Raw genomic sequence first — 2,271 nt, forward strand, 5'->3', positions numbered from 1 at the left:
CCGAAGCAGCAATGCTTCGGCCTGGTAGGTTGACTTCAAGTCCTGCGTAATGGAAAGTCGCGTGAAGAGTTGGCGTGCCTTATGCGAGGTTATTCCAGGTTATGCCGGCGTCATGCAGTGACCGCCGAGGAAAATTGCCGCTGCCCAAGATAGCGCGCCATCGACAAATCATCCGCAGCAATCGCCGGGCGCTTGCCTGAGATCAGATCGGCCAGCAATTGGCCCGAGCCGCACGACATGGTCCAGCCGAGCGTACCGTGGCCGGTGTTGAGGAACAGGTTGTTCAACGGCGTGGCGCCGACGATTGGAGTGCCGTCCGGCGTCATCGGCCGCAGCCCGGTCCAGAAGCTGGCCTGCGCAGTATTGCCGGCACCCGGGAACAGATCGTTGACGACCAGCTCCAGTGTGGCGCGGCGCTTCGGGTTGAGCTCCTTGTTGAAACCGACCACTTCCGCCATGCCGCCCACGCGGATGCGGTTGTCGAAGCGGGTGACGGCGATCTTGTAGGTTTCGTCGAGGATGGTCGAGACCGGCGCGGCGCGGGAGTCGACCACCGGCACGGTGATCGAATAGCCCTTCAGCGGATACACCGGAATGTCGACGATGCGACGCAGGAAGTTGGCGGAGTACGAACCCAGCGCCACCACGTAAGCATCGCCGCGCACCAGCTCCTGTTGAAACCGACCACTTCCGCCATGCCGCCCACGCGGATGCGGTTGTCGAAGCGGGTGACGGCGATCTTGTAGGTTTCGTCGAGGATGGTCGAGACCGGCGCGGCGCGGGAGTCGACCACCGGCACGGTGATCGAATAGCCCTTCAGCGGATACACCGGAATGTCGACGATGCGACGCAGGAAGTTGGCGGAGTACGAACCCAGCGCCACCACGTAAGCATCGCCGCGCACTAGCCTGGATGTCGACGTCGTAGCGGAACTGCACGCCGAGTTCTTCGGCCATCTTCGCCAGCTTGGTGGTGAACAGCTGGCAGTCGCCGGTTTCATCATTGGGCAGGCGCAGGCCGCCGGTCAGCTTGTGGCTTACCTTGGCCAGCGCAGGTTCGGCGCCGGCCAGTTGTTCGCGGCTGAGCAGTTCGAACGGCACGCCGCTCTGGCGCAGCACGGCGATGTCCTTGGCGGCGCCGTCGAACTGCTCCTGCGTGCGAAACAGCTGCAGCGTGCCTTGCTGACGGCCTTCGTAGTCGATGCCGGTGGCGGCGCGCAATTCGCGGAAGCAATCGCGGCTGTATTCGGCCAGGCGCACCATGCGTTCCTTGTTGACGGCATAGCGGTCGGCGCTGCAATTGCGCAGCATCTGCCACATCCAGCGCAATTGCTGCAGCGTGCCGTCAGGGCGGATTGCCAGCGGCGCGTGTTCTTCAAACATCCATTTCAGGGCTTTTAGCGGAATGCCGGGCGCGCCCCACGGCGAGGCGTAGCCGGGCGAGATCTGGCCGGCGTTGGCGAAGCTGGTTTCGAGTGCCGGTCCGGGTTGACGGTCGAGCACCGTAACCTGATGGCCGGCCCTGGCAAGATAGTAGGCGCTGGTGACGCCGATGACCCCGCTGCCCAGAATGACGACGCGCATGATGGATTCCCCGAAATGATGATGAGTATGTAGAATATAAAACCATGATATTGGTAATGAGCCAGTCTTTGTTATGGTATTAATGGCTAAAAACGAGAATAAATAATGAGAACTCAGCAACTTTCGGTACGCACCCTGGACAAGCTCGACCGTCGCATCCTGGCGGTCTTGCAAAAGGACGGCCGCATCTCGATGAAAGAGCTGGGAGAGCAGGTCGGGCTGTCGATCACGCCTTGCATCGAGCGCGTCAAGCGCATGGAGCGCGACGGCGTCATCAGCGGCTATTACGCGCGCATCGATCCGGCCACGCTGGGCGCGACCTTGCTGGTGTTCGTCGAGATCACGCTCAACCACAAGTCGGGCAACATGTTCGAGCAGTTCCGCCGCGAGGTGCTGCGCATCCCGGAGGTGCAGGAATGCCATCTGGTCTCGGGCGACTTCGATTACCTGATCAAGGCGCGCATCCGCGGCATGGCGGAATACCGCAAACTGCTCGGCGACATCCTGCTGCAGCTGCCGGGCGCGGCGCAGTCCAAGAGCTATGTGGTGATGGAAGAAATCAAGGAGACGCTGGCCTTGCCGCTGGAGGAGTGAGGGCGGCAAGGAAAATGAGGCAATTTTCCAACGCAATATTTTTTAAGTCTCCCGACGGCGCCTGGATGTCGACGTCGTAGCGGAACTGCACGCC

The 2,271-nt window shown here is 61.6% G+C and carries 1 protein-coding gene and 1 pseudogene; one reads left to right on the plus strand and one right to left on the minus strand.

Annotated elements, in window-relative coordinates; genetic code table 11:
- Nucleotides 1-143: 143 nt before the first annotated feature.
- Nucleotides 144-1,583: pseudogene (locus tag HLUSI_RS0101350) on the minus strand (D-amino acid dehydrogenase); the annotation flags it as partial.
- 105 nt (nucleotides 1,584-1,688) lie between these two features.
- Between HLUSI_RS0101350 and HLUSI_RS0101355 the strand changes: the two are divergent.
- Nucleotides 1,689-2,177 (plus strand): Lrp/AsnC ligand binding domain-containing protein, encoded by a 489-nt coding sequence (locus HLUSI_RS0101355; protein WP_016832249.1) that lies wholly within the window; start codon nucleotides 1,689-1,691, stop codon nucleotides 2,175-2,177.
- Nucleotides 2,178-2,271: the final 94 nt, after the last annotated feature.

Origin of the sequence: Herbaspirillum lusitanum P6-12 (assembly GCF_000256565.1) — a bacterium.
Lineage (GTDB): Bacteria > Pseudomonadota > Gammaproteobacteria > Burkholderiales > Burkholderiaceae_D > Herbaspirillum > Herbaspirillum lusitanum.

Bases quoted from the DNA above. Each gene is read 5' to 3' on its own strand.
- HLUSI_RS0101355 (WP_016832249.1), top strand. From the start codon at position 1,689: ATGAGAACTCAGCAACTTTCGGTACGCACCCTGGACAAGCTCGACCGT.